Genomic DNA, 25,135 nt, shown 5'->3' on the forward strand with positions numbered 1-25,135 from the left:
CGCGTGCAACGGAACCTTGAATTCCGCTAGACGAGGTACTCCCATGTCCGATTCCACCACTGCCGCGATCAAGAACGAGATCGACAGCGCCGATGTCGTGCTGTTCATGAAGGGCACGCCCGCCTCTCCGCAATGCGGCTTCTCCATGCAGGTCTGCCAGATTCTCGGCCACGTCGGCGTTCCCTTCAAGAGCGTCAATGTGCTCGCCGACCCCTTCATTCGGGACGGCATCAAGGCCTATTCGCAATGGCCGACCATTCCCCAGCTCTATGTGAAGGGCGAGTTCGTCGGCGGCTGCGACATCACCCGCGAGATGTTCCAGTCCGGCGAGCTGGTCGCGCTCTTCGACAAGGAAGGCATCGCCCACGCCCAGACGGCCAAGGCCTGACGGGGGGCGCCTCGGTGTTCTCCCTTCTCCCGCTCGCGGGAGAAGGTGGCCCTCGCGTCAGCGAGGGTCGGATGAGGGCTCGTCGAGAATAGTGCGCGGGTCGGATGGACCCTCATCCGACCCGGCTGCGCCGGGCCACCTTCTCCCACGAGTGGGAGAAGGAGAGCGCGCACACGCGCTGTCATCCGCCGATTTTGACGCCTTTGGCCTGCGCCAAAGCGATGACCAGCAGCCCGACATGCTGGCTGTTGACGATCCCGCCGCCGAGGGCCAGCTCCAACGCCGCGCGCCAAGGAATGCGCTCGACGACTATGTCCTCGCCGCTATCGAGATTCAAAGGCGCGCTCTCTTTCGCGCCCTCGCCATAGAGGACATGAATCCAATTGGTGTGGGTCGCCGGATTGGGCGACAGACGCGCCAAATGTCGCAATGATGGCGCGGCGTGTCCGGTTTCTTCCAGCAATTCGCGCGCGCCGGCGGCCACAGGGTCGCTCTCATGTGGGTCCAGCTTGCCGCCCGGCAGCTCCAGCGACGCCGCGCCGACGCCGTGGCGATATTGCCGAACCATCAAAAGACGGTCTTCGTCGTCCAGGGCGACGACATGGACCCAGTCGTCATATTCCAGCACATAATAGGGATCGAGCGAGACGCCGCGCCGCGTCACGCAATGGTCCGCGCGCAGATTGATCCAGCGGTCGCGGAGGAGCGTCCGCGACGAGCGGACCTCCCATGGCCGCACGATGTCGTCGGTCAAGCGATCGCCCTCAAGGCCGTCCTCAAGGCGTCGGCTGCGAGGAGAGCTCCGCCGTGCGCAGGACCAGCGAGCGGCCCTCTTCCGAATCCCAATTGGCCGGGCCCTGCATCAGGCCGATCTGGCAGCCGGAGCCGTCGATGAGAAAGGTCGTCGGCAGGCCCAGCGCCTGACCGCTCTGGCGCAGCTGGAAGAAGATTTCCGCCTTGGGGTCGGCGTAATAGGCGAGATTCTTCGCGCCGATTTCGCCGAGGAAGGCCTTGGGCCGCTCGAGCCTCGAGGTGTCGACATTGATCGTCACCACCTCGAACTTGTCCGAGCCGGCCGCCGCCTGAAGACGGTCGAGCGCAGCCATCTCGCTGCGGCAGGGCACGCACCATGTGGCCCATAGATTGAGCAGCACGGTCTTGCCCTTGAAATCCTCGAGCTTGCGCGGTTGGCCGTCCGGCCCGGTGAAGGTCACCTCCGGCATAGGCTCGGGCGCATTGGCGATGGCCATGGCCGCGACCTCGCCCTTGGCGAGCGCCGACACGCGCTGCGAGGTGTCGCGGGAGGCGGCGCAGGCCTCACTCACCGCGCTCGTCTTGTCGCTACCGCCGCCGTTCACGTATAGAACGCCTGCGATGGCGGCGACGACGAGAGTCGCGCCCGCGATTTTCGGCAGATTGCCTCGGCTGGAGCTTTCCATCTGGTCGGTCATCGATCCTGTTCCGCGAGGAGTTATGACGAGCAAAATATGGGGCGGCCGCTTTCAAAGCGCAACCGACGCGATTCTGGAGGCGATCAATGTCTCCATCGATTTCGACAAGCGCCTCGGTCCACAGGACGTGAGAGGCTCGCTCGCGCATGTCGCCATGCTGGCCGAAACCGGCATAGTCGCGCCCGAGGACGCCGCCGCCATCACACGTGGTCTAGAACAAATCCGCGGCGAAATCGAGGAGGGGCGCTTCATCTTCTCGCGCGCGCTCGAGGACATTCATATGAATGTCGAGTCGCGGCTCGCCGAGCTCATCGGCCCGGCGGCCGGACGGCTGCATACGGCGCGCTCACGCAACGACCAGGTGGCGACCGACTTTCGCCTCTATGTGCGCGACGCGATCGACGACATAGACGCGCAGCTCGCCGATCTCCAGCAGGCCCTCGCCGAGAAGGCGCTGGAGGAGGCCGGCAGCGTGATGCCCGGCTTCACCCATCTGCAATCGGCCCAGCCCGTCACTTTCGGGCATCATTTGCTCGCCTATGTCGAGATGCTGTCGCGCGACCGCGGCCGCTTTGCCGACGCCCGCGCGCGGCTGAACGAATCGCCGCTCGGCGCGGCGGCGCTGGCCGGCACCTCCTTCCCCATCGATCGCGAGAAGACGGCCAAGGCGCTCGGCTTCGCGCGGCCGACGGCGAATTCCTTGGATAGCGTCTCCGATCGCGACTTCGTGCTGGAGACGCTTTCGGCGATGGCGATCGCCGCGACGCATCTCTCGCGTTTCGCGGAGGAGATCGTGCTGTGGACGACCTCGCAATTCGCCTTTGTCGCGCTCTCCGACAAATTCACCACCGGCTCCTCCATCATGCCGCAGAAGCGCAATCCCGACGCGGCCGAGCTGGTGCGCGGCAAGACGGGACGCATCATCGGCGCGCTGCAGGCGATGCTGGTGGTGATGAAGGGCCTGCCGCTCGCCTATTCCAAGGATATGCAGGAGGATAAGGAAGGCACATTCGACGCGCTCGACAGTTTTGCGCTCTGCGTGGCGGCGATGGCCGGCATGATTCGCGACATGAGCGTCGATCGTCCGCGCATGCGCAAGGCTGCCGGCGCCGGCTACGCCACGGCCACCGATCTCGCCGATTGGCTGGTGCGCGCGCTGGGTCTTCCGTTCCGCGAGGCGCATCATGTGACGGGCCGCATCGTCGGAATCGCGGCCGAGCGCAATGTGGGGCTCGAGAAGCTGCCGCTGGAGACGATGCAGGAGGTCGAGCCGCGCATCACCGCGGATGTGTTCAGCGTGCTCGGCGTCGAGAAGTCGGTGAAGAGCCGGGTGAGCTATGGCGGCACGGCGCCGGAGAATGTGCGCAAGCAGGCGCGGCGCTGGCTGAAGCAATTGGCGAAGAAGTAGAAGAGAGCGCAGACTAGTCGGGTGAAGGTTTCCTCATCCTGAGGAGCGGCCGCAGGCCCCGTCTCGAAGGACGGGGAAACCGTCAGCGCGGCCTTCTGGAGCTCGCTTTCGTGCTTCGAGACGGTCGCTTTGCGACCTCCTCGGCATGAGGACGAAGGTGACGCCCCTTCACGATCGTCCCGAATCGTGAGAGCGCGCGGTCTCGTCATCCGCGCGCTTTCGTCTATAGTGCCGGCCCGATCCGGCTCCGATGAGATGAGATTTATGGCTGATCTGTTCCGGCCGCGTTCGGCGGCGACGCTTCTGATCCTCGCGCTCGCGCTCTCCGGTTGCGGGCGGCGCGGCGCGCTCGACTATCCGCCAGAGGTCGCGGCGCGGCCCAAGGCCGTGGTCGTGCAGAAGACGACGCTGACGCCCGTCGGCGGTAAGACGCCGGTCGCCGAGGATGTGAAGGCGGTGGAATATATCCCCGGCACGCCGGGCTATCGGCCGCCGGAGCAATATCCCTTCATCCTCGATCCTCTGCTGGACTGAAACGAGCCACATGCATCACTTCGACTATCGCGCCGGCGCGCTGCACGCCGACGATGTTCCGTTGGCGAAGATCGCCGAGCAGGTCGGAACGCCCTTCTATTGCTATTCGGCGACGACGATCCGCCGGCATTTCCAGGTCTTCTCGGCGGCCTTCGCCGGCCTCGACGCGCTGGTCTGCTATGCGCTGAAGGCCAATTCCAACCAGGCCGTGCTGACGCTGCTGGCCGGCCTCGGCGCCGGAATGGACGTCGTCTCCAGCGGCGAACTGAAGCGCGCCCGCGCCGCCGGCGTTCCGGCGAGCAAGATCACTTTTTCCGGCGTCGGCAAGACGCAGGCCGAGATCGCGCTCGCGATCGACGAGGGCATTTTCTGCTTCAATGTGGAATCCGAGCCCGAGCTCGCCGAGATCTCCCGCATCGCCTCCGCTAGGGACAAGCGCGCGCATATTTCGCTGCGCGTCAATCCGGACGTCGACGCCAAGACCCACGCCAAGATTTCGACCGGCCTCGCCGAGAATAAATTCGGCGTACCGCTGTCGCGCGCGCGCGAAATCTACGCCCATGCGGCGAAGCTGCCCGGCATAGAGGTCACGGGCGTCGATATGCATATCGGCTCGCAGATCACCGATCTTTCGCCCTTCGACGAGGCTTTCTCGCTGCTCGCCGAGCTGGTCGCGGGGCTGCGCGCCGATGGGCACAAAATCTCCCATGTCGATCTCGGCGGCGGGCTCGGCATTCCCTATCACGAGGGCGAGGACCCGGCCTCCTATCACCCGGATCGCTACGCCGAGATCGTGCGCCGGCATATGGCGGGGCTGGGGTGCAAATTGCTGTTCGAGCCGGGGCGGCTCATCGTCGGCAATTCGGGAATATTGGTCACGCGCGTGCTCTATGTGAAGCAGGGCGAGGCCAAGTCTTTCGTCATCGTCGACGCCGGCATGAATGATCTCGTCCGCCCGACGCTCTATGACGCCTGGCATGAGCTGATCCCGGTCGCGCAGGCTGCGCCGACGCATCCGCGCATGATCGCCGATGTCGTCGGGCCGGTCTGCGAGACGGGCGATTATATCGCGCTCGGGCGCTCCATCCCGGAGCCGGCGCAGGGTGATCTATTGGCCATTCTGACGGCCGGCGCCTATGGCGCAGTGCAGGCGGGGACCTACAACAGCCGCCCGCTCGTGCCGGAGGTTCTCGTCGACGGCGCCGAATGGGCCGTGGTGCGCGAACGCCCGAGCGTGGAGCAACTCATCGCGCTGGACGCCGTGCCGGAGTGGCTGCGGAAATAAGGCGTTTCTGGCCGCGGATCAGCGCAGGAACTTCAGCGCCGCGAGCAGGAAGCCGCCGAGCGCCATTTGCGTGACGACGAGCCAGCGGAGAAAATCGACCTTGAGGTTGGCGGAGGAGGTCTCGATCTTGGCCTCGACCTCGCGAATGTCCGATTTTGTCGCAAGAAGGCCGGCGTCGATCTCGCGAAACGCCTCGACGCCGCCGATGGCCTGCTCTTCCGAGAAGCCTCTCTTGCGTAAAACCTGCACGATGGCGAGGGTGTCGATCGTCAGAGCGGTCATGGCCAACAAGATAGCATGTCGGCGGCTCCGTTCAACTTTCCCGCGACGACATTCGTCCTGATTGCGTCGAAGGCTCCTCCCTGGCCCTTCCCTGCTTCGCGCTATCGAATGCACACATCGTCCTCGCCCCCGCGACGTCATGGCCGGGCTTGTCCCGGCCATCCACGCCAACGCGCGCCGAGGCGTCTCGGAAATTTGGCGTGAGGCCGAAGCTCCGGCGGCGCCCGACGTGGGATGAAATCCGTCGATAGCGGGCGCTTTCCTTCGGTTTCTCAGTTGCTTGGCGTGGGTGGCCGGGACAAGCCCGGCCATGACGGCCGCAGTGTCTGTGAATCCGATAGCCCGCTTCGCGGGAGAGGGGCGGCCGGCGTTGTGCAAGCCTTTGTAATAAACGTGTAAGTCGGAGACGCGGCCTTACGCCCGCCCCTCCACGCTCTTCTCGATGATCTGCGCGAGGTCGGTCATGATCGCGTTGAGATCGTAGTTTTTCGGCGTGTAGACCGCCGCCACGCCATTCTCGCGCAGCAGCTTTTCGTCCGCGGGCGGGATGATGCCGCCGACGACGAGCGGCACTTCGCCGAGGCCCTTCTCCTTCATCAGCCGCAGCACTTCATGCGCCAGCGTGACATGCGAGCCGGAGAGGATGGAGAGGCCGACGCAATGCGCGCCTTCCTTCTGCGCCGTCTCGACCAGCTCCGCGGGCGTCGAGCGAATGCCGGCATAGATCACGTCGAAGCCGGCGTCGCGGGCGCGCACGGCGATCTGCTCGGCGCCGTTGGAGTGGCCGTCGAGGCCCGGCTTACCGACCAAAAACTTGGCGCGCTGGCCGATCTTGGTGGAGACGCGCTGCACCTCCTCGCGCACCGCGTCGAGCTGGCCGCCGACCTGCCGCGCCGTGGCTGAGACGCCCGTCGGCGCGCGATATTCGCCGAACACGCCGCGCAGCACCGTGCCCCATTCGCCCGTCGTCACCCCGGCCTTGGCGGCGGCGATCGAGGGCTCGACCATATTGCGGCCTTCCTTCGCCGCGCGGACCAGCTCGTCCAGCGCAGCCTGCGCCGCTTTCGCGTCGCGCTGCGCGCGCCAGGCGTTCAGACGCGCGATCTGCTCGGCCTCGACATGCTCGGGCACGACCATGATCTGATTGTCGCCCGCAGTGAGCGGCGACGGCTCGCCCTCGGTGAATTTATTGACGCCGACGACGATCTGCTCGCCGGCCTCGATCGACTCGAGCCGCGCTGTATTGGATTCGACCAGCTTCGACTTCATATAGCCGAGCTCGACCGCCGCCGCGGCGCCCCCCAGCTCGTCGATCTTCTTCAGCTCGGCGACGGCCTCTTCCTTCAGCGCCGCGACCTTTTTGGCGATCACCGGATTGCCGTCGAAAATATCGCCAAATTCCAGCAGGTCGGTCTCATAGGCCATGATCTGCTGCATGCGCAGCGACCATTGCTGATCGAAGGGCCGCGGCAGGCCGAGCGCCTCGTTCCATGCCGGCAGCTGCACGGCGCGGGCGCGGGCGTTCTTGGACAGAACGACGGCCAGCGACTCGATCAATATGCGATAGACGTTGTTCTCCGGCTGCTGCTCGGTGAGGCCCAGAGAATTCACCTGCACGCCATAGCGGAAGCGGCGGGATTTCTCGTCCTGCACGCCATAGCGGTCGCGCGTGATCTCGTCCCACAGCTCGACGAAAGCGCGCATCTTGCATAGCTCGGTGACGAAGCGCATCCCGGCGTTGACGAAGAAGGAGATGCGTCCGACCACCTCGGAGAAATCGGCGTCCGACAGGCCGGCGGCCTTCACGCCGTCGAGAATGGCGCAAGCCGTGGCGAGCGCATAGGCCAGCTCCTGCGCCGGCGTCGCGCCGGCCTCCTGCAGATGGTAGGAGCAGACATTCATCGGATTGAACTTCGGGCATTCCTTCGTCGTGAAGAGAATGAGGTCCTGCGTCAGCCGCAGCGATTGCGCCGGCGGAAACACATAAGACCCGCGCGAAAGATATTCCTTGATGATGTCGTTCTGCGTCGTGCCCTGCAGTTTTCCACGCGGCGCGCCTTGCTCGTCCGCCGCCGCAATGTAGAGCGCGAACAGCCAGACGGCGGTGGCGTTGATGGTCATCGACGTGTTCATATCCGCGATCGGAATGCCGTCGAAGAGCGTGCGCATGTCGCCGAGATGGGAGACGGGAACACCGACCTTGCCGACCTCGCCGCGCGAGAGGATGTGGTCGCTGTCATAGCCGGTCTGGGTCGGCAGATCGAAGGCGATGGAGAGACCCGTCTGGCCCTTGGCGAGGTTGGAGCGATAGAGAAGATTCGACTCCTTGGCCGTGGAATGGCCGGCATAGGTGCGGAACAGCCAGGGCTTGTCGCGACGGGGTGCGGATTCGGTCATGTGTTCGGTCTCCCTCCGAAGCTTGCGATAACACAAGACGCTGGCGGGACAAAAGCGGGCGCGTGGGGGTTCACGGAACCAGCACGGCGACGCCCAGCGCCGGCGCTGCCTCGGCGAGCCGGCGGTCGAGCGTGCAGAGCTTCGCGCCATGGTCTGCGCAGAGGGCGAGATGCAGTGCGTCGCCGGCGCGCAGGCCGAGGGCGTGCTGGTCGCAGAAATGGGCGGCGGTTCGGAAGTGAAGCGGCGCGATCGGCAGAAGCAGGAAGCTCGCGGACGCGAGCCGCACGAACTCGGCCAGAGCCTCGGCCCGCTGCGGAAGTCCGATCTGGCGGTTGCGCAATTTGATCGAGAGGGCGGAGGAGAATTCCGTCACTACCCAATCGCTGATCGCCAGCTCGCCGGTCTGCTCGCCGAGCCATGAGTGGACGCGATCCGTCTCCGCCTCTCTGGTCAACGCCGCGACGAGCAGCGACGTGTCCAGATAGAGCGTCAATAGCGGTCCTCGTCGCGCATCCGGCGCGTGAACTCTCCGGCGGATTCCGTCGCGGGCGGCATGGCGTCGGTGAGCGCCCGCAAACGGGCCACATCGACGCGCTTTTTCGGCTCGTCGAGCGGCGCGATCTTGGCGACCGCCTTGCCGCGGCGCGTGACGCGAACGGTCTCGCCCCGCGCCGCGCGCTCGACGATCTCGCTCAAATGGGCTTTGGCCTCCGCGACGGTGACGGCGCTCATCTCTTACCTCATGACCAACCAGATGACCAAATTAGCGCAGTTTCTTTCGGAAACCAAGGCCGGCGTCGCCACATGGATTCGACCTCTCGAGGCTCTCGGCCGGCGCTCTGCGGCCTCCGCCCCGCCCGAATATCGCTCTGTTCAGCCGAAAGCCGGCCGTATATGAATGGCCGCCTCGGCCCGCCGCCGGCCAAGAAAGAGAGTTCCCGAGGAGCCCGACGTTGACCGCACTGAAAGACCTCTACGACATCGGCGAGATTCCGCCGCTCGGCCATGTTCCCGCCAAGATGCACGCCTGGGTCGTCCGCAAGGAGCGGCATGGACCGCCCGAGGAGTCGATGCAGCTCGAGGTGGTGCCCACCTGGGAGCTCGACAGCCATGACGTGCTCGTTCTGGTGATGGCGGCGGGCGTCAACTACAATGGCGTCTGGGCCGCGCTCGGCCAGCCGATCTCCGTGCTCGACGTCCACAAGCTCCCCTATCATATCGCCGGCTCCGACGCCGCCGGCATCGTCTGGGCCGTCGGCTCCAAGGTGAAGCGCTGGAAGGTCGGCGACGAGGTCGTCGTCCACTGCAACCAGGACGACGGCGACGACGAGGAGTGCAATGGCGGCGATCCTATGTTCTCCGCCTCGCAGCGCATCTGGGGCTACGAGACGCCGGACGGCTCCTTTGCCCAATTCTGCCGCGTGCAGGACCGCCAGCTCATGGAGCGTCCCAGGCATCTCACCTGGGAAGAGTCGGCCTCCTATACGCTGACGCTGGCCACCGCCTATCGCATGTTGTTCGGCCATGAGCCGCACCGGCTGAAGCCCAGCGACAATGTGCTGATCTGGGGCGCCTCGGGCGGTCTCGGCGTGTTCGGCGTGCAGCTCTGCGCGGCGGCCGGCGCCAACGCCATCGGCGTGATCTCGGACGAGAGCAAGCGCGACTATGTGCTCTCGCTGGGCGCCAAGGGCGTCATCAACCGCAAGGATTTCAAGGGCTGCTGGGGCCAGCTGCCGACCGTCAACACGCCGGAGTTCAACGACTGGTCCAAGGCCGCCCGCAATTTCGGCAAGGCGATCTGGGACATCACCGGCAAGAAGGACGTCGACATCGTCTTCGAGCATCCGGGCGAGCAGACCTTCCCGCTCTCCTGCATGGTGGTGAAGCGCGGCGGCATGGTGGTGTTCTGCGCCGGCACGACGGGCTTCAACCTCACCTTCGACGCCCGCTATGTGTGGATGCGGCAAAAGCGCATTCAGGGCTCGCATTTCGCGCATCTGAAGCAGGCGGCCGCCGCCAATCGCTTCGTCGTGGACCGCCGCGTCGATCCCTGCCTGTCGGAAGTCTTCCCCTGGGCGAAGATCCCGCATGCGCACACGAAGATGTGGAAGAACGAGCACGCCCCCGGCAATATGGCGGTGCTGGTCAACGCCCCGACCACCGGCCTGCGCTCGCTCGAGGATGTGATCGCGGCTGCGGGGAAGAAGTGAGCCTCGTGCGATAACGCATTGTCAAAAAGGCGCTATCGGCTCTATATTAGCTAACATAAAAATTTTTATGTTAGTGAGAGCCGATGGCGGAATGGGGCTTCTACGGAAGGCGCGTCGAGCTCGCCGAGATCGATAAGATCTTGGCGCGCCGACGCTTTTTCTTTTGCGCGATCTCTGGACGGCGGCGGATCGGGAAGACGTCGCTGATTCAGGAGGCGATCCGGCGGCGGGGGCTCGCGGACAAAGCCATCTATGTGCAGGTTCCCGATAGCGACCCGCGCGGCGTTATCCAAGCATTCGAGGATTCGATCGAAGACGTTGGAGCCCCGCAAGACGATGTGCGGCGAGTCTGCAAAGATTTTCAGTCGATTGCCGTCCTGTTGCGTGACTCGTGGGCGTTGGGATGGATAATCGCGCTCGACGAGTTTCAATATTTCAACCGGGCGTCGCTGGTCGAATTCCAGTCATATTTGCAGTCGGAAGTCGACTTCGCCCGTTCGCGTTCAGACATTGGCGGGGGGCTCTTCACACTCGGCTCCATCCATACAGAAATGACGGCAATTCTCGAGGATCGCGCCTCTCCGCTTTTCAACCGTGTCACCGACAGCTTGCACATCGGCCATTGGGATTTCGAAACCCTGTTCGAGATGTTTCGCGCTCATGGGATCGCCGATCCTCGTCATCGCCTGTTTCTGTGGTCGATCTTCGAAGGAGTTCCCAAGTTCTACCGTGACTGTTTCGATCAAGGCGTGCTGAAGCCGATAGCCTCCTATCGATCCGAGACTCTTCGGACCATGTTTTTCGAGGGATCGAGTCCGCTGAGGGATGAAGCCGACAATTGGTTTCTTCGAGAACTGCGCGGGCGATACGACACCGTCCTGACTCTCCTGGCGCGTCTCGGGCCGTTGTCGCATGGCCAGTTGAGGGCGGAATATGACCGCACCGGTCCCGCGCAGGAAAATCAGCTCGCCGGCTATCTGAAGGTGCTCAATGAAAAATACGGGATGGTGGAAAAGCTCCACCCAATCCTCTCGTCCGAAAAGCAGCGAAACGCCCGCTATGTCATAACAGATAACTTTCTGAGCGCATGGCTCGCGGCAATTCAACGCAATGTGCGGCTCGCCCGAATTCGCCCGATCGAGGAGGCCGTCGCCAAAGCCGACGTGTCCCTCCAAACCCACGAGGGTTACTCTTTCGAAAAGCTCGTGCGCCAGATCACCGAGGAATGTTCCCGCAAAGGCGTCGGCGATTTTCCGCTGACAGAACTCGTCGCGGGCTATTGGAACAAGGCCGACGGCAGCGACATCGAAATCGATATGATCGCGCTGGACGAAACCAATCGTCGCATCCGTTTCGGTTCCTGCAAGCGTTCGGCCAGCGCGCATGACTCGCAAGCGCTCGCGACTTTCGAGGAACATGTCGCGCGGTTTCTGGCGACGAAGACCGGCGCACCCTATCGCGACTGGAGAATCGAAAAAGCGGTGTATGCGCCGATTTTCTCGCCCTTCGAGCGAGAGACGTTGGGGCGCGCTGGGATGCTCTGCATCGATATGGCCGATTTCGAGCGGTGGCTCACTTTCTGACTGATCGCAATTCCGTTCGACGCGCATTGACACGGAAGGCACGAGCATGAAAAGCTCACACAAATTGCGTACGACAGCACAGAGGCCAGCACAGCCGATCGGGCGTGACTGCGCTGTCGTATCGTTCGAGCGCGCGCCGATGTGATGCCGGGTCGGAATGGGCGCTTTGAAACGACTTCCCACGCTATGCGCGGAAAGCTGCGAGAATGCTCTCGGCGTCGGGAGGCGATTTCGCATGTTGGAAGCGCGCGAGCTGACCAAGAGATATGACGGCAGGGCCGAGCAGCCGGCCCTCGACCGGCTGAATCTGCATATTCCTGGCGGCGAGGCGTTCTGTCTGCTCGGACCCAATGGCGCCGGCAAGACCACCACCGTCAATCTCTTCCTCAATTTCATCGCGCCGACCTCCGGCCAGGCGCTCGTCGGCGGCGTCGACTCGGCGCGCGAGCCGCTCGAGGCGCGTCGGCGCCTCGCCTATATCCCTGAGACCGTCATGCTCTATGGCGCGCTCAGCGGGCTCGAGAATCTCGAATATTTCACCGAGATTTCCGGCGGCCGGCGCCTCGCGCGCGCGGAATTGCTCGCCCTGCTCGGCGAGGCCGGGCTCGCGGAGGAGGCGGCCCTGAGGCGCGTCTCCGGCTATTCCAAGGGCATGCGGCAGAAGGTCGGCGTCGCCGTCGCGCTGGCGCGGCGCGCGCAGGCGCTGCTGCTCGACGAGCCGACATCGGGCCTCGATCCGCTCGCCGCCAATGAGTTCGCCGCTCTGGTCGAGAAGCTGCGCAAGCAGGGCATGGCCATATTGATGGTCACGCACGACCTCTTCCTCGCCAAGCAATGCGGCACGCGCATCGGCGTGATGCAGGCGGGCCGGCTCGTCTCCGTCTTCGGCGCCGATGATGTCGATCATCTCGGCCTCGAGCGCGCCTATCTCGAGCAGTTCAGAGGAGCGGCCGCATGAGCGAGATCGTCGTCGCGAAAGCGCCCGCGACGCAGGCGCCCGCCGGCCGCTGGCGCGTCGCCCGCGCCGTGGCCCTCAAGGAATGGGCGGAGCTGCGCCGCGACAGCCGCCTCGCCTGGCTGTTCGGCCTCGTCTTTCTGCTGATGCTCGGCGCGCTCGCTTTCGGCGCCGCGCAGCATATGCGGCTGGACCGCGAGCGCGCCGCCGCCGCCGCGACCGACCGCGCGCTGTGGACAGGACAGGGCGCGAAGAACCCGCACGCCGCCGCGCATTTCGGCCAATACGCCTTCAAGCCGCAGAGCCCGCTGGCGCTCGCCGATCCGGGCGTCGACGCCTATGTCGGCGAGGCCGTCTGGCTGGAGGCGCATAAGCAGAATGAGGCGCAATTTCGCTCGGCGCGCGACGCCGGGGTCGGCGCGCGGCTCGGAGGACTCTCCTTCGCCTTCGTGCTGCAGATAATCATGCCGCTTGTCGCCGTGCTGCTCGGCTTCGCGGGCTTCGCGGGCGAACGCGAGCGCGGCACATTGCGCCAGCTGATGAGCCTCGGCGCTTCGCCCGTCGATATTCTCGCCGGCAAGGCGCTCGCCGCGCTCGGCGCTCTGGCGGTGCTGCTCATTCCCGCTTTCTCGCTCGCCATTCTGGCGACGCTCTTTCTCGCCGATCACGATTTCTCCGTCGTCGATCAGCTCCAGCGTCTTCTCGCCTTCTCTTTCGGCTATGGCTTCTATCTTTGTGGCTTCGTTTTTCTCGCGCTCGGCGTGTCGGCTTTCGCCAAATCCACGCGCACGGCCCTCGTCGCTCTGCTGGCCTTCTGGCTCGCCAATTGTTTTCTGGCGCCGCGCGTGATGACCGATGTCGCCAAGCGCGCCGCGCCGCTGCCCACCGCGCTCGAGTTCCGCAACGCCATCGATGCGGACAAGAAGAAGACCTTCGGCCATGACGAATCTCATCCTGCCTTCGTCGCCTTTCGCGACGGCGTGCTGACGCAATATGGCGTCACCCGCATAGAGGATCTGCCGGTCAATTTCCGCGGCCTCGCGCTGCGCAAGGACGACGAGAACGGCTTCGTCATTTTCGACAAGCATTTCGGCGCGCTGCAGGCCGCCTTCGATGCGCAGGACAGGCTGCGCGCCGCGCCGGGATTTCTCTTCCCCATGCTCGCCATGCAGGCTTTCTCGACGAGCTTCGCGGGAACGGACTCCTGGCATCAATATGATTTCGCCACGGCGGCGGAAGCGCATCGACGACGCATTCAGACGGAAGCGAGCGAGGACCTGATCAATAATGCGCGTTACGGCGATGCGGGCTATGTCGCCTCGCCGCAGATGTGGGCCCGCATTCCCTCTTTCGATTATGCCGCGCCGGCCGTCTCCTGGGCCTTCTCCCATGTGCGTGGCGATCTCGTCGCGCTCGCCCTCTGGGCCGTCCTCACCGCGGCGCTCGCCGGCTTCGCGGCCCGGCGCCTCAGACCTCTGTGAGGCCCATCATGACTCTCTCGGCTTCGGCTCTCTCCGCTTTTCTTGCCGCCTGGCGGTTCGAATGGCGCCTTCTGCGGCGTGACGCGGCCGCCTGGGCGGTGCTCGCGGCGATCACGACAATGAGCGCGCTCGCCTTTTTCAACGGCGCCGAGCGCGTCGCGACGCAAAAGGCCGCGATAGAAGACGCGCGGCGCGACGAGACGCAGCGCCTCGACGGGCTGCGCAAGGCGCTGGCGGATCTTACCGCCGGCCGCGTCAAGGGCGAGACGCCGCCCTTTCGCGATCCGCGCAACGCGGTTTTCGTCGGCGGCGGCTCGGCGGCGGCGGTGGCGGCGCTCGAGCCCGCTCCGCTCGCGATCGTGGCCTCGGGTCGGAGCGATCTGTTTCCGGCGGCGCTCAAAGTGACGAGCGGAACCAAGGATTCCTTCCTCTTCGCCGATGAGATCGAGAATCCGGCGCATCTCGCCAGCGGCTCGATCGATCTCTCCTTCGTGCTGGTCTTCGTCTTTCCTCTGGCGATTCTCGCGCTCTGCTTCGATCTTGCGGCCGGCGAGCGCGAGAAGGGCACGCTCGCCCTCACCCTCGCCAGCGCGGAAAGTCCGACCGCCGTTCTGCTCGGCAAGCTCGCGGCGCGGGCGGGCCTGCCGATATTGGCGATGATCGCGGCGACATGCGCCGGCGTCTTCCTGCTGCGCGGCGCCGAGCCGCTCGCGTCCCGCGCCTTTGCGCTGCTGGTCGCGGCGATCTTCGCCTATGGCGCCTTTTGGGCGCTGCTCGCGGCCGTCGTCGACAGCTTCGGGAAAAGCTCCGCCTATAATGCGCTGGCGCTCGTCGCCGTCTGGGCCGGCTTCACCATGATCGCGCCCGCCGCGGTCAACACGCTCGCCGACGCGCTCTATCCAGCGCCCTCGCGCTCGGAGATGACGCTCGCCGCGCGCGCCGCTGCGACCGACGCCGATCGCGAGCGCGACGCCGCTCTCGCCCGCTACGCCGAGGAGCATCCCGAGGCCAAGGCGGCCGAGATGAAGATCGGCGACGCCGAGGAGCGCACCATTCGCCGCCTCGCGGTGCTGGAGACGGCCAATGCGCGCGTCGAGGAGGTGATGGCGCGCCATGAGGCGCAGCTCGCTCGCCAGCGCGCGCTCGCCGATCAACTGTCCTTTCTCTCGCCGGCGCTGCTGATGTATCGCTCCGTCGCCGACATCGCCGGCTCGGGCGACAGCCGCTACGCGGAATTTTCGGCGCGGCTCGACGAATTCCATCGCCAATGGCGCGATTTCTTCTGGTCGCGCGCCCATGCCGGCCAGCCGTTGACGCAGGCCGATTACGCCGCTCTGCCGCGCTTCCCCGCTGCGGCGGCCGAGGCGGGCGTCCCGGCGGGCGTCGCATCCGGGCTCGCGGCCGGCGTCGGCCTGCCGGCGCTGCTGCTCGCCGTCTTCGCCTGGCGTGGGCTTCGTCGCTGCAAGGCGGCGTGATAGGAGTTCCCCACTCCCCGCCAGCGAGGCGTGGGAGCCACCGGCGCTGCGCGAAATCCGAATGGAATGACCGAAAATCCGCATCTGACCTTCGTCCTCGGCGGCGCGCGCTCCGGCAAGAGCGCCTTCGCCGAAGGGCTCGTGACCGCCGAGCCCGGCCCCTGGAGCTACATCGCCACGGCGCAGGCCTTCGACGACGAGATGCGCCGTCGCATCGCCGCGCATAAGGAGCGGCGCGCCGGCGATTGGCGCACGATCGAGGCGCCGCATGGCCTCGCCGAAGCGGCGCGCGAGGCGCCGGCGGAGCTTCCGCTGCTCGTCGACTGTCTCACTCTCTGGCTGAGCAATCGCCTGCTCGCCGAGGCGGATTTGCGCGCCGATCGCGAGGAATTGCTCGCCGCGCTCACGACGCGGCGCGCGCCGACCGTGCTGGTTTCCTCGGAGGTCGGCCTCTCCATCGTGCCGGAGAATGCGCTGGCGCGGCGCTTTCGCGACGCCGCCGGCGAGCTGCATCAGGCAGTCGCCAAGCAGGCCGGGCGCGTCTATCTCGTCGTCGCCGGCTATCCGCTCACGGTGAAGTGACGCGCCGTCACGCGCTCCGCCACCTTCTCCAACATGGCCGGATCATCCATCGCGCGGGCGAGCAGCACCCCGCCCTCCAGCGCGGCGAGGATCGCCTCGGCGCAGGCCGCGTCCGCGCGCAGAGCGACGCGCAGCCAGCGAAGAGTCTCGGCGAAAAAGCGCCGCGCCTCCGCGCCGACCTCGGAGGGCAGGCCGCCCATTTCCGCCGCCAGCATGCCGAAGAGGCACATGCGTTTCTTTTCCGCCACCGTGCGGCGGAACATTTCCGCGAGCAGGCCGATCGCCTCCGCCGGCGCGCGGCTCACGGGATCGCCGAGCTCCTCGAGGCAGAGATCGGCGTAGCGGCGCGCCACCGCCGCGACCAGCGCCGGCTTGGTGGGGAAAAAATAATGGACGCTGGCGCTCTTCACCCCGACATCGGCGGCGATGTCGCGAAAGCTCACGCCATTATAGCCGTAGCGGCACAGACGCTCCTCCGCGCTGTCGAGAATTTTCGCGGCCGTCCCTTCGCCGCGTCGCGCCGTCGTCATTCCGTTCCCGTCCCCTCGGTCCCCGAGGAAGCGCCATTGACAGGCCCTTCGTCAATGGCGCAATGTCGAACCTATCATCTGATAGGTAAGTTCTCATAGCAAGGAGGCAAGGCCATGTACGATATGGAGAATGTGAAGCGGCTGAAGAAGATCGGCGAAGCGGCTCCCTCGGCCTGGGAGGCGTTCAAGCAGTTCGACGCCGCGGCGCTGGCCGATGGCGCGATCCCCAAGAAATACAAGGAGCTGATGGCGCTCGCCGTGGCGCTGACGACGCAATGCCCCTATTGCCTCGAGATCCACCGCAAGCAGGCGCTCGCCGCCGGCGCGACCGAGGTCGAACTCGCCGAGACTGTCTTCATCGCCGCGGCGCTGCGCGCCGGCGCCGCCGTCACCCACGGGACGCATGTGGTCGGAATAGAGTGAGGCTTTCTAGGGCTGTTTTCGCTTGCGTTACTGCGCTGCGAGCCGATCGGATGCGGCGAGTATCTCCGCCAGGGTGAAATCCGTCCGGCCTTCGAAGCTGGCGAAAATCGCCTCGATCCGCGGCAGATCGGCGAGGCTCTCCACGTCGAGCCGCACGTCCGGACGGGCGACCTCCGGCGGGGCCTTCAGGCTCAGCGGCCGATAGATGCGGCCGTTCTCGCGCAGAAAGGCCGGCCCGCGGCGTCTTTGCTCGGGCTCGCCGCAGCGCTTCTCCGCCTCGGTCAGCGCCGCGGCGGTGAAGCCGTCGATCTCCATGCCGCGCGGATAGGCCGGCGCCAGCGTATTGCCGATCCAATCGAGCATTCCGTCGGTCATTTGCAGCAGATCGGCGACCTGGGTGACGAGCGCCGGATCGATCAGCGGATTGCGCGCATCGAGCGAAATTCCGCCCTTGGCGCCCGCCGCCTGCATGGAAGCGAGCTGGCGGCCGATGAGATCATCGCGCGCGCCGGACTGGCATTGGGTTGCGCGCGCGGCGCAAAAGTCGCGGATCGGAGCATCCTCCGCCTCGTCGCTGGTGGTGACGACGATTCCGATGAGCTTTTCCGCATGGGCGAGGCGATCGAGCAAGCGGCCGAGCAGCGGCTCGCCTGCGAGGGGCGCCAGCACGCCGGTCTCGCGGCCGTCCTGCATGGTCGCGGCGGAAATAATGGCGAGGACGTTCATCAGACGCCGCCTTTCTCCAGCGGCCGCCCGCGGCGGCCTTCCGAACGAGGCGAAGCAAGCGATACGCCAGCCAGCGCTCCGTCATGTCGGAAAAGGCCGTATGGGACGCTATGGCTTCCGGCGGCCACGGCCTTCGCAAATCGAAGAGGCGCCGAGAGCGTGAAGGTCAATAGCCCCACGCGCCCTTGACCGAGTTGCAACGAAAGCACATGGGATCCAGATTGACGAGGTGGTTGATGCAGGTCGCAGCGAATGCGTCGTAATTTTTGGAAAAACAGATACAGCTGAAAAATATCACGCCGAGATATGACAAGCCCCCGCCGGAAAAGCCCTCTCTGCGATCTTTGAAGGGGCTCCGCTCCTCGATGAAGCGACCGGCCGGATGCTTCGCGTGCTTCTGAGTCAGTCCCACGGCTCGCAAAACTCTTCTCGCGGCTTGCCGTTCTCCGCCCGACTGGGGATGGCGATGGTCGATCGTCGCCGCTTCCAAAGTCATCACGACACTACATCGCCGGCACACCACCGTCGCCGATTGTACCACCGGAAGGGCGCCGCCGTTTATCTCGTAGAAAATCGCGCGCTGGCCGACCGCATGCATGCCCTGCCAGTCCGCATTGCTCTTGATCGCCCTATAGGTCGTCCTCGCCGTGCAGAGGCCCTCGGTCAATTGCCAAAAAGCGGCGATGTCGGACTGGGTCGCCGTCTCATAGATCTGGTCATAGTCGTCGTACAGCGTGATCGAGGTGAGAGTGCCGCCGAAGGAAGTGGTGTCGATCTTCATGCCGCTCCGCTTTGTCGGAACGAGGCCGTCGAGATCATAAACCGAAGATGTTTTTCTGGCGTCTCTGATTGCGCCATTCACAGTGCTTTCGAGACTCATATCATTTCCTCGGCGCAAGAATTTTCAGATCGAAACATGTCTCATAGTAGCCGCGCGGCGTCGGAGCTCAGTGCTTGGAACGTCTCGCCTCGCCAGTCGAGGGGGAAGAGTTCCTCGTCGAGAAACGCGCGGCCGCCCACAAAACGCGCGAGCATCGGAAAATTTTCGGTAAAATGTCAATGGGGCGGAAGCGCTCGGTTGACCGCGCAGGGACTCCGGCGGTAGCGTCGCAATTATTATGCTGCGATGGCGCGGTCGGCGATCGACGCGGGCGCCGGTCTGAACCCGAAACCCGATTCGATCATTCACGGCCGACTCTCTTTTGAAATTCGTATCTTGGCGAGTAAGGCGCATCATGTCCAATTTCGTCGGCCTCACGCGCTCGGTCCCAGACTCGGTGCTCGATCGCATCAGCCAGGTGACGATCCCCTCGGGCGGGCAACCGGCGACGGTCTCCATCGGCCTTTGGGGGTATTACGATTCCGCCTCGGGCGGGGATTTGACCGTCAGCGTCGTCGCCGGACCAGGACGAGCGACGGCGACGAAAGAAAAGCGCGGATCGATGGTCCGCGTCTATTTGCTGAGCGGCGTCACGGAAGCGAGCGTCATCCAAGCCTTTCTTCCCGACGGCCGGCAATGGACGGAATCGCTCACCGTCGTGCGCGGCGCGGCGGGCGCGGCTCCCAAACGCAATGCGGCGCTATTGAGCTCGACCGATCCGGCGGTTCGAGCGGCCAATGTCTACGCCTGTTCCTCCGCGGCCTTTCATGTTCGAACCGTTCCCGCGCCAGTCAATGGAACGCCGGGATCGACTCGGCGTCGCGGGCTCGTGATCCATGTGACGGCCGGCGAATCCAACGCCGACCGAGTCGTCAGCGGCGTTTGGGGAACCTCGGGCGTCAACGCTCATTTCATCATCGAGCGCAGCGGCGATATAGCGCAATGCATGGCTCTGACCTTGCGCGCGGAGGCGCAGGGCGGCCCCGGCACGGTCGGCGATCCCAACGCCGACTGGTTGAGCGTCGAACTGGTCTGCGGGATGAACAACGCCGGCACGGACGGCTATTTCACTGGCGCGCAAATCCAATCGGCGAGACAGCTCTTTTTCGACCTCTCGGTCAAATACGGCTTCGATCGCAACATCGCTTCGCCGATGGTCGGCGATCAGGCGAATTATGCGGCGATCTCCAAGGAACTCGTCGAGCAATATAGTCTCACGCCGGCGAAGAATTACGCGGAGGCTCAGAAATCGGAAGGGCTCTCCTGTCATCGCTGGCTGAACAAAGGCCATGCCTGTCCGGGGCTGATCGGGCTCAGAATGATGCCTGTGTTCGCCGGTCTCGTGGACAGCGCCGCCGATTTGGAATTCTGATCGGCCGCGCGCCCCGCATCGCGGCGACAGGACGCCGCGGTCGCAGGCGCCTACACCCCCGCCTTCCCCGCGCAAGCCAGCGCGAACGCCCATTCCAGCGCCACTTCCTCGAGCCGCTCGAAACGCCCCGAGGCGCCGGCGTGGCCGGCCTCCATATTCGTGCGCAACAGAACGGGGCCGCCGCCGGTCATGCGCTCGCGCAGGCGCGCGACCCATTTCAGCGGCTCCCAATAGGTCACGCGCGGATCGGTGAGGCCGGCGAGCGCCAATATCGCCGGATAGGTCTGCGCCGCCACATTGTCATAGGGCGAATAGGAGGCGAGCCGGTCATAGGCGCCGACATCGGCGATCGGATTGCCCCATTCCTCCCATTCGGGCGGCGTCAGAGGCAGATCGTCGCGGAGCATCGTGTTCAGCACGTCGACGAAGGGCACGCCGGCGATGATTCCGGAAAAAAGCTCCGGCGCCAGATTGGCGACAGCGCCCATCAACATGCCGCCGGCGCTGGCGCCTTGCGCGATGATCTCGCCTTCCTTCGCATAGCCCGTCGCGACGAGATGGCGCGCCGCGGTGATGAAGTCGGCGAATGTATTGGGCTTCGACTCGAGCTTGCCGTTCTCGTACCAGCTCCAGCCCTTGTCGGTTCCGCCGCGCGTATGGGCGAGCGCATAGACGAAGCCGCGATCGACCAATGACAGCGCATGAGGATCGAAGCTCGCGGATAATGGATGCCCATAGGCGCCATAGCCGTAGAGAAGCGTCGGCGCGCCGGCGCCGGGCGTGAAATCGGCGCGATGCAGAAGAGTGACCGGAACCTGTGCGCCATCCGCCGCCTCGGCGAAGAAGCGCCGCGTCACATAATTTTTCGGATCATGGCCCGAGGGGATTTCCTCGCGCTTCAGCAGCGTGCGGGCGCGCGCGCGCATGTCGTAATCATAGGTCTCCTCCGGAGTCGTCATGGAGGAATAGGTGAAGCGCAGCGTGTCCGTGTCGAATTCGAGGCCGGGGAGCAGATAGAGCGCGTAAGCCTCTTCGTCGAAGGCGATGGCGTGCTCCTCGCCGCTGTCCAGCGCGCGAATGAGAATGCGCGGCAGTCCGTTCTCGCGCTGCACCCAGACGAGATGACGCGCATAGACCGTGCCGATGACGATGAGCCGTCCCGCGACATGCGGAACCACAGGGCGCCAATCGGCGCGCGAGGCGCTGCTCAGAGGCGCGCGAAAAATCGCGAAATCCTCGGCGCTGTCGGCGTTGGAGCGGATGTAGAGATCGTCGCCATGCGGCTCGACGTCATAGCGCAATTTCGGCTCGCGCTTCGCGACGAGGCGGGGCTTCGCGTTGTTGTCGCGCAGGTCGACGAGATGGCATTCGCTGGCGTCATGGCCGCGAATGGAGACGATGGCGAAGCGTCCGCAGCGGCTGCGATCGAGCGAGACGAACCAGGCCGGATCGAGCTCCTCGACGATGAGCGCATCGGTCGCGGGATCGGCGCCGATGTCGTGGCGGAAGACCTGCGCCGTGCGGTGATTGTCGTCGACGCGCACATAATAGAAGCTCTGCGAATCCGCGCTCCAGACGAGCGAGCCGTCGGTATGGGGGACGACGTCCGCGCGGTCCTCGCCGTCGGAAAGAGCGCGTGTGCGGATCGAATAATATTCCGAGCCCTTGTCGTCGACGCTCCAGGCGAGCTGGAGATGGTCGGGCGAATGGTCGATCTCGCCAATGTCGAAGAAATGCGCTTCGCCGGCTTCTTCATCGCCGTCGAACAGGATTTTCTCCTCGCCGCCAGCGCGTTTCGTGCGGCAATAGAGCGCATGTTCGCCGCCCTCGCGATAGCGCTCGAAATAGGCGAAGGCGCCGTCCGGCCACGGCGGCTCGCTGTCGTCTTCCTTCATGCGGCCGCGCAGCTCCGCCTGGAGCGATTTGCGGAGCGTCGAAAGCGGGGCGAGGAGTTTTTCGCAATAGGCGTTCTCGGCCTTCACCAGAGCGGTTATGTCGGCCGGCAGCGTCGCCGGATCGCTCAGCACATCGCGCCAATTCTCCGCCGCGACCCAGCCATAGGGGTCGTCGAGGACGCGGCCGTGGATCACGCGCCGGGTCGGCCGTTTCTCCGCGACGGGGGGCGTCGCGCCCGCGAGGGCGAAGGCGGTTTTGCGGTCGGCGTCGGCCATGGGAAGCTCCTGCTCTGCTCGTTGCGAGCCGGAAGGCTCGCGGTCCCTGGGCGCGCCGGATGCGCGCCTTCCGGCGCGCATCCGGCTGGTGGACAAAATCGAGGCGTTTCGATGTCTCGACTTCCTGCGCCGTGGCTGATAGGCATAGCGCGCGACGCGGGCCCCGGCGAGGGGCCCCGCCGCTCTTGCCTCCGCTTTCGGCCGTCGCGCCGGGAGCGGACAAAAAATGCGCGGGCGCAAACCTGCGCGCGGGTGGAAACATCGGTTGGGGCAATGAGCAACGCGACGCTCGACGGCAAATCCATTTCTTCCGAAGACGCCTATCAGTTAGCGGCGAAGATACTGCAAGCGTCGCGCTTCCCGCTGGTCGCCGGGCTCGGCGCCGATGTCGCCGGGGCGCAGGCGGCGATCCTGCTCGCCGAACGGCTGCGCGGCGCCTTCGACCATCTCGCCTCGCGCGATTCGCTGACCGACCTCGAGGTCGTCCGCTCGGCGGGGATTTTCGTGACGACGCCCAATGAGGCCCGTGTGCGCGCCGATGTCGTGCTGCTGGTCGGCCCCGGGCTTCCGACCTATTGGCCGGGGATTTTCGACCGTCTCGCGCTGGACAAGGACACGGTCCATGGCGGCGAGACCAAGCGCCGCGTGATCTGGATCGGCCCCAAGCGCAACGAGGCCAAGGTCGAGGGCCTCGACATAGAGACGATCCCCGCGACGGAGGCGGAACTTCCCGGCATGCTGGCGGCCCTGCGGGCGCGCGTCGGCGGGCGGCCGGTGGCGCTTTCCGCCGCAGCGACCAAGAAGCTCGACGGCCATGCGGGCGTGCTGAAGGCGGCGCGATTCGGCGTCGCCGTCTGGGCGGCGGCCGGGCTCGATTCGCTGATGGTGGAAATGCTGCAGGGCATGATCACCGAGCTCAACGCCACGACGCGCTTCACCGGCGTGCCGATCGGCGGCCGTTCCGGCGCGACCGGCGTGCTGCAGGCCTCCGCCTGGATGACCGGCTTTCCGCCGCGCACCGGCTTCGGCCGCGGCTATCCCGAGCATGACGTCTGGCGCTTCGAGGCGGGGCGCCTCGTCGACAGCGGCGAGGCCGACGCGGCGCTGTGGATTTCCGCCTATGACGGCGAGGCGCCGCCCTGGGAGAGCGCCGATATTCCGCTGGTGACGCTCGGGCCGGTGGGCGCGGCGACGAAGCGCGGCCTCTATATCGCCGTCGGCAAGCCGGGCGAGACTTACGACGCGGTGGAATTCGCGCAGGAGACCAGCTCCCTGGTGTTGCGGCGGGCGACGGCGCCGGCCGAGCTGCCCACGGTCGCGCAGGCGATCGAGGCCATCAACGCCCGTTTTTCGGAGGATCTGCCGTGCTGATCCGCCTTCGCGGCGGCCATGTCGTCGATCCCGTCAATGGCGTCGACGGCGTCGGCGACCTCTATCTCGAGGATGGGCGCATCGTCGCGCCGCCCAAAGGCCGCTCGCCGGACGCCGACTATGACGTCTCCGGCCATGTGGTGATGGCCGGGGCGATCGACATCCACTCCCATATCGCTGGCGGCAATGTGAATTCGGCGCGGCTGCTGCTGCCCGAGATGCATCGCTCGATCCGCGCGCGCCTCGACGGAACGCCGCTCTCCACGGCCGGATGGTCGACCTTCGAGACCGGCCGCCTCTATGCGCAAATGGGCTTCACCACAGTGGTCGAGCCCGCCGTCGCGCCGCATCACGCGCTGCATGCGCATATGGAGCTCGGCGACGTTCCGATCATCGACAAGGGCGCGCTGACGGTTCTCGGCAATGACGACTTTCTGCTGCGCGCGCTGCGCGCGAACGAGAGCGAGACGGCGATCGCCGACTATGTCGCGCAGACCGTCGAGGCGACGGGCACGCTCGGCCTCAAATGCATCAATCCGGGCGGCGCGGACGCCTTCAAGCAGAATATGCGCTCCTTCGGCCTCGATGAGATCGTGCCCTTCTATGGCGTGACGTCGCGGCAGATTTTCCAGGCGCTGCAGCGGGCGACGCGCCGTGTAGGCATTCCGCATCCGCTGCATCTGCACATGAATAATCTCGGCGTCGCCGGCAATATAGCGACGGCGCTGGAGACGATCGACGCGGCCGACGGCCTGCCGATGCATCTCGCCCATGTGCAATTCTACGCCTATGGCCTCGAGGGCAAGAACGCCTTCTCCTCGGCCGGCGCGCAGCTCGCCGCCAAGATCAACGCCAATAAGAACATCAGCGTCGACGTCGGCCAGGTGATGTTCGGCGACACGGTGACGATCTCCTCCGATGTGCTGCGCCAGTTCAACAGCCTCTCGGGCGCGATCCCGAAGAAGGGCGTCATCTTCGACGGCGACGCCAATGGCGGCGGCGTCGTGCCTTACGCCTATCGCATCTCCAATTACTACAACGCCATACAATGGGCGGCCGGGCTCGAATTGTTCCTGCTGATCGAAGATCCGATGCAGGTCTTCTTCACCACTGACCATCCCAATGGCGGGCCTTTCACTACCTATCCGGAGCTGTTCGCGCTGCTGATGAGCGCGGAGCTGCGCGCGCAATGGATGGAGCGCCTGCCCGCCGACGTGCTGGAGATGACGACTCTCCCATCGATCAAGCGCGAATATTCGCTCTATGAGATCGCGACGATGAGCCGGGCCGGGCCGGCGCGGCTCTATGGTTTCGAGGATCGCGGCCGTCTCGACGAAGGCGCGATCGCCGATGTCGCCGTCTATAAGCAGCAGAAAGACAAGGCCGGCATGTTCCGCAACGCCGCGCTGGTGTTCAAGGACGGCGAGCTGGTGGTGCGCGACGGCGTCGTGACGCGCTACACCAAGGGCAAGACGCTGCGCATTCGCCCCGGCTACGACCGCGCGATCGAGAAGCGCCTCGACGCCTATTACGACGAGCTCTACGGCCTGCCGCGCTCGGCGTTCGACGTCCCCGAGGCGGCGCTCGCCGGCAAAAGCGTCTTCGCGGAGGTCGCATGCCGCAACTGATTC

Annotated in this window: 24 protein-coding genes; 14 read left to right on the plus strand and 10 right to left on the minus strand. The window is 65.4% G+C overall.

Annotation, left to right across the window (positions count from 1 at the left end):
- Positions 1-43 precede the first annotated feature (43 nt).
- Positions 44-388 (plus strand): Grx4 family monothiol glutaredoxin, encoded by a 345-nt coding sequence (gene grxD, locus AC6IY7_RS09200; RefSeq protein WP_497782744.1) that lies wholly within the window; start codon positions 44-46, stop codon positions 386-388.
- A gap of 181 nt (positions 389-569) precedes the next feature.
- Here the strand turns inward: grxD and AC6IY7_RS09205 are convergent, their stop codons facing one another.
- Together AC6IY7_RS09205 and tlpA are read right to left on the minus strand one after the other, a co-directional pair.
- Positions 570-1,142 carry an NUDIX hydrolase gene (locus tag AC6IY7_RS09205; RefSeq protein WP_497782745.1) on the minus strand — a complete coding sequence of 191 codons (573 nt, stop codon included), beginning with the start codon at positions 1,140-1,142 and terminating at the stop codon, positions 570-572.
- A 22-nt stretch (positions 1,143-1,164) separates the two neighbouring features.
- Complete coding sequence (tlpA, locus tag AC6IY7_RS09210) at positions 1,165-1,839, minus strand: thiol:disulfide interchange protein TlpA (protein ID WP_497782746.1); 675 nt, start codon at positions 1,837-1,839, stop codon at positions 1,165-1,167.
- Between the two features lie 22 nt (positions 1,840-1,861).
- On the opposite strand from tlpA, the gene argH reads away from it, so the two are divergent.
- The 3 genes from argH to lysA all read left to right on the plus strand — a co-directional run bounded on the left by argH (position 1,862) and on the right by lysA (position 5,066).
- Positions 1,862-3,247, plus strand: a complete 1,386-nt coding sequence (gene argH / locus AC6IY7_RS09215) for an argininosuccinate lyase (protein WP_497782747.1) — start codon at positions 1,862-1,864, stop codon at positions 3,245-3,247.
- A gap of 264 nt (positions 3,248-3,511) precedes the next feature.
- On the plus strand, positions 3,512-3,781 hold the full coding sequence (lptM, locus tag AC6IY7_RS09220; protein ID WP_497782748.1) for an LPS translocon maturation chaperone LptM: 270 nt from the start codon (positions 3,512-3,514) through the stop codon (positions 3,779-3,781).
- Positions 3,782-3,791: 10 nt separating this feature from the next.
- Positions 3,792-5,066 (plus strand): diaminopimelate decarboxylase, encoded by a 1,275-nt coding sequence (gene lysA, locus AC6IY7_RS09225; protein WP_497782749.1) that lies wholly within the window; start codon positions 3,792-3,794, stop codon positions 5,064-5,066.
- 18 nt (positions 5,067-5,084) lie between these two features.
- Here lysA and AC6IY7_RS09230 read toward each other — a convergent pair whose 3' ends face one another.
- The 4 genes from AC6IY7_RS09230 to AC6IY7_RS09245 all read right to left on the minus strand — a co-directional run bounded on the left by AC6IY7_RS09230 (position 5,085) and on the right by AC6IY7_RS09245 (position 8,477).
- Complete coding sequence (locus AC6IY7_RS09230; RefSeq protein ID WP_497782815.1) at positions 5,085-5,348, minus strand: hypothetical protein; 264 nt, start codon at positions 5,346-5,348, stop codon at positions 5,085-5,087.
- A 414-nt stretch (positions 5,349-5,762) separates the two neighbouring features.
- Positions 5,763-7,745 (minus strand): protein meaA, encoded by a 1,983-nt coding sequence (locus AC6IY7_RS09235; RefSeq protein ID WP_497778664.1) that lies wholly within the window; start codon positions 7,743-7,745, stop codon positions 5,763-5,765.
- Positions 7,746-7,815: 70 nt separating this feature from the next.
- A complete protein-coding gene (locus tag AC6IY7_RS09240) occupies positions 7,816-8,238 on the minus strand; it encodes a type II toxin-antitoxin system VapC family toxin (protein ID WP_497778665.1) in 423 nt (140 codons plus the stop codon).
- Positions 8,235-8,477, minus strand: coding sequence for a type II toxin-antitoxin system Phd/YefM family antitoxin (locus AC6IY7_RS09245; protein WP_497778666.1), 243 nt, complete (start codon positions 8,475-8,477; stop codon positions 8,235-8,237). Before AC6IY7_RS09245 ends, AC6IY7_RS09240 begins: the two co-directional genes overlap by 4 nt.
- A 221-nt stretch (positions 8,478-8,698) precedes the next feature.
- Between AC6IY7_RS09245 and ccrA the strand changes: the two genes are divergently transcribed.
- The 6 genes from ccrA to cobU all read left to right on the plus strand — a co-directional run bounded on the left by ccrA (position 8,699) and on the right by cobU (position 16,031).
- The gene (gene ccrA / locus AC6IY7_RS09250) at positions 8,699-9,955 is read left to right on the plus strand and encodes a crotonyl-CoA carboxylase/reductase (protein WP_497778667.1); all 1,257 of its coding nucleotides are present in this window, start codon (positions 8,699-8,701) and stop codon (positions 9,953-9,955) included.
- 83 nt (positions 9,956-10,038) lie between these two features.
- On the plus strand, positions 10,039-11,538 hold the full coding sequence (locus tag AC6IY7_RS09255) for an ATP-binding protein (RefSeq protein ID WP_497778668.1): 1,500 nt from the start codon (positions 10,039-10,041) through the stop codon (positions 11,536-11,538).
- A 235-nt stretch (positions 11,539-11,773) separates the two neighbouring features.
- Positions 11,774-12,496, plus strand: a complete 723-nt coding sequence (locus tag AC6IY7_RS09260) for an ABC transporter ATP-binding protein (protein ID WP_497778669.1) — start codon at positions 11,774-11,776, stop codon at positions 12,494-12,496.
- Complete coding sequence (locus AC6IY7_RS09265; RefSeq protein ID WP_497778670.1) at positions 12,493-13,974, plus strand: ABC transporter permease subunit; 1,482 nt, start codon at positions 12,493-12,495, stop codon at positions 13,972-13,974. Before AC6IY7_RS09260 ends, AC6IY7_RS09265 begins: the two co-directional genes overlap by 4 nt.
- 8 nt (positions 13,975-13,982) lie before the next feature.
- Positions 13,983-15,449, plus strand: coding sequence for a DUF3526 domain-containing protein (locus AC6IY7_RS09270; protein WP_497778671.1), 1,467 nt, complete (start codon positions 13,983-13,985; stop codon positions 15,447-15,449).
- Positions 15,450-15,515: 66 nt separating this feature from the next.
- Entirely contained in the window at positions 15,516-16,031 is a 516-nt protein-coding gene (gene cobU, locus AC6IY7_RS09275; protein ID WP_497778672.1) for a bifunctional adenosylcobinamide kinase/adenosylcobinamide-phosphate guanylyltransferase, read from the plus strand.
- Here the strand turns inward: cobU and AC6IY7_RS09280 are convergent.
- Positions 16,010-16,561 carry a TetR/AcrR family transcriptional regulator gene (locus tag AC6IY7_RS09280; RefSeq protein ID WP_497778673.1) on the minus strand — a complete coding sequence of 184 codons (552 nt, stop codon included), beginning with the start codon at positions 16,559-16,561 and terminating at the stop codon, positions 16,010-16,012. The genes cobU and AC6IY7_RS09280 overlap by 22 nt on opposite strands.
- A gap of 114 nt (positions 16,562-16,675) precedes the next feature.
- On the opposite strand from AC6IY7_RS09280, the gene AC6IY7_RS09285 reads away from it, so the two are divergent.
- Positions 16,676-16,984, plus strand: coding sequence for a carboxymuconolactone decarboxylase family protein (locus AC6IY7_RS09285; protein ID WP_497778674.1), 309 nt, complete (start codon positions 16,676-16,678; stop codon positions 16,982-16,984).
- Between the two features lie 27 nt (positions 16,985-17,011).
- Here AC6IY7_RS09285 and AC6IY7_RS09290 read toward each other — a convergent pair whose 3' ends face one another.
- Both AC6IY7_RS09290 and AC6IY7_RS09295 read right to left on the minus strand, forming a co-directional pair.
- A complete protein-coding gene (locus AC6IY7_RS09290) occupies positions 17,012-17,710 on the minus strand; it encodes a glycosyltransferase family protein (RefSeq protein WP_497778675.1) in 699 nt (232 codons plus the stop codon).
- Between the two features lie 166 nt (positions 17,711-17,876).
- A complete protein-coding gene (locus tag AC6IY7_RS09295; protein WP_497778676.1) occupies positions 17,877-18,491 on the minus strand; it encodes a hypothetical protein in 615 nt (204 codons plus the stop codon).
- A 454-nt stretch (positions 18,492-18,945) separates the two neighbouring features.
- On the opposite strand from AC6IY7_RS09295, the gene AC6IY7_RS09300 reads away from it, so the two are divergent.
- Positions 18,946-19,962, plus strand: coding sequence for a peptidoglycan recognition protein family protein (locus AC6IY7_RS09300; protein WP_497778677.1), 1,017 nt, complete (start codon positions 18,946-18,948; stop codon positions 19,960-19,962).
- Between the two features lie 50 nt (positions 19,963-20,012).
- Here AC6IY7_RS09300 and AC6IY7_RS09305 read toward each other — a convergent pair whose 3' ends face one another.
- A complete protein-coding gene (locus AC6IY7_RS09305; protein WP_497778678.1) occupies positions 20,013-22,133 on the minus strand; it encodes a S9 family peptidase in 2,121 nt (706 codons plus the stop codon).
- Between the two features lie 273 nt (positions 22,134-22,406).
- Here AC6IY7_RS09305 and AC6IY7_RS09310 point away from each other — a divergent pair, with 273 nt between their 5' ends.
- Complete coding sequence (locus AC6IY7_RS09310; protein ID WP_497778679.1) at positions 22,407-23,504, plus strand: formylmethanofuran dehydrogenase; 1,098 nt, start codon at positions 22,407-22,409, stop codon at positions 23,502-23,504.
- Positions 23,498-25,132 (plus strand): formylmethanofuran dehydrogenase subunit A, encoded by a 1,635-nt coding sequence (locus AC6IY7_RS09315; protein WP_497778680.1) that lies wholly within the window; start codon positions 23,498-23,500, stop codon positions 25,130-25,132. The genes AC6IY7_RS09310 and AC6IY7_RS09315 overlap by 7 nt, the downstream gene beginning before the upstream one ends.
- The last annotated feature ends 3 nt before the right edge of the window (positions 25,133-25,135 follow it).

Source organism: Methylosinus sp. is20ea (genome assembly GCF_059718135.1).

What these genes read in the sequence shown, in the direction of transcription:
- grxD (WP_497782744.1), top strand. Translation starts at nt 44, where the DNA reads ATGTCCGATTCCACCACTGCCGCGATCAAGAACGAGATCGACAGCGCC.
- tlpA (WP_497782746.1), bottom strand. Translation starts at nt 1,839, where the DNA reads ATGACCGACCAGATGGAAAGCTCCAGCCGAGGCAATCTGCCGAAAATC.
- argH (WP_497782747.1), top strand. Translation starts at nt 1,862, where the DNA reads ATGACGAGCAAAATATGGGGCGGCCGCTTTCAAAGCGCAACCGACGCG.
- lptM (WP_497782748.1), top strand. Translation starts at nt 3,512, where the DNA reads ATGGCTGATCTGTTCCGGCCGCGTTCGGCGGCGACGCTTCTGATCCTC.
- lysA (WP_497782749.1), top strand. Translation starts at nt 3,792, where the DNA reads ATGCATCACTTCGACTATCGCGCCGGCGCGCTGCACGCCGACGATGTT.
- AC6IY7_RS09230 (WP_497782815.1), bottom strand. Translation starts at nt 5,348, where the DNA reads ATGACCGCTCTGACGATCGACACCCTCGCCATCGTGCAGGTTTTACGC.
- AC6IY7_RS09235 (WP_497778664.1), bottom strand. Translation starts at nt 7,745, where the DNA reads ATGACCGAATCCGCACCCCGTCGCGACAAGCCCTGGCTGTTCCGCACC.
- AC6IY7_RS09245 (WP_497778666.1), bottom strand. Translation starts at nt 8,477, where the DNA reads ATGAGCGCCGTCACCGTCGCGGAGGCCAAAGCCCATTTGAGCGAGATC.
- AC6IY7_RS09255 (WP_497778668.1), top strand. Translation starts at nt 10,039, where the DNA reads ATGGCGGAATGGGGCTTCTACGGAAGGCGCGTCGAGCTCGCCGAGATC.
- AC6IY7_RS09260 (WP_497778669.1), top strand. Translation starts at nt 11,774, where the DNA reads ATGTTGGAAGCGCGCGAGCTGACCAAGAGATATGACGGCAGGGCCGAG.
- AC6IY7_RS09265 (WP_497778670.1), top strand. Translation starts at nt 12,493, where the DNA reads ATGAGCGAGATCGTCGTCGCGAAAGCGCCCGCGACGCAGGCGCCCGCC.
- AC6IY7_RS09270 (WP_497778671.1), top strand. Translation starts at nt 13,983, where the DNA reads ATGACTCTCTCGGCTTCGGCTCTCTCCGCTTTTCTTGCCGCCTGGCGG.
- cobU (WP_497778672.1), top strand. Translation starts at nt 15,516, where the DNA reads ATGACCGAAAATCCGCATCTGACCTTCGTCCTCGGCGGCGCGCGCTCC.
- AC6IY7_RS09280 (WP_497778673.1), bottom strand. Translation starts at nt 16,561, where the DNA reads ATGACGACGGCGCGACGCGGCGAAGGGACGGCCGCGAAAATTCTCGAC.
- AC6IY7_RS09285 (WP_497778674.1), top strand. Translation starts at nt 16,676, where the DNA reads ATGTACGATATGGAGAATGTGAAGCGGCTGAAGAAGATCGGCGAAGCG.
- AC6IY7_RS09290 (WP_497778675.1), bottom strand. Translation starts at nt 17,710, where the DNA reads ATGAACGTCCTCGCCATTATTTCCGCCGCGACCATGCAGGACGGCCGC.
- AC6IY7_RS09295 (WP_497778676.1), bottom strand. Translation starts at nt 18,491, where the DNA reads ATGAAGATCGACACCACTTCCTTCGGCGGCACTCTCACCTCGATCACG.
- AC6IY7_RS09300 (WP_497778677.1), top strand. Translation starts at nt 18,946, where the DNA reads ATGTCCAATTTCGTCGGCCTCACGCGCTCGGTCCCAGACTCGGTGCTC.
- AC6IY7_RS09305 (WP_497778678.1), bottom strand. Translation starts at nt 22,133, where the DNA reads ATGGCCGACGCCGACCGCAAAACCGCCTTCGCCCTCGCGGGCGCGACG.
- AC6IY7_RS09310 (WP_497778679.1), top strand. Translation starts at nt 22,407, where the DNA reads ATGAGCAACGCGACGCTCGACGGCAAATCCATTTCTTCCGAAGACGCC.